This is a genomic window from uncultured Algibacter sp. (assembly GCF_947495675.1).
GTDB lineage: Bacteria > Bacteroidota > Bacteroidia > Flavobacteriales > Flavobacteriaceae > Algibacter_B.
This window is the reverse complement of sequence record NZ_CANLZX010000082.1, coordinates 1-251: the sequence shown is the minus strand read 5'-3', so window position 1 is coordinate 251 and position 251 is coordinate 1. Positions and strand designations below refer to the sequence as shown.

Here is a 251-nt window from a genome sequence, read left to right as displayed (position 1 = left end):
ACGGTCAATGCAGATGGTACCTATACCTTCACTCCAGCACCTGGTTATAATGGACCCGTACCAACAGTAGGTTATGATCTAGTAGATGATAATGATGCCACAGATACGGACAGTTCTGTATTAGATATTACGGTAACTCCAATAACGGATGCAATCAGCGATGATAATGAAACAGTAAGCACAAATGAAGATACCCCAGTAAGCGGAGATTTATTTGCGAACTTAACAGATGCAGATAGTGTCGATCATAC

Annotated in this window: 1 protein-coding gene; it reads left to right on the top strand. The window is 41.0% G+C overall.

What is annotated here, in order from left to right; all coding sequences use genetic code 11:
- Positions 1-251: cadherin-like domain-containing protein (locus Q0842_RS16185; protein WP_298500551.1), on the top strand; the 251-nt coding region annotated here is incomplete at both ends.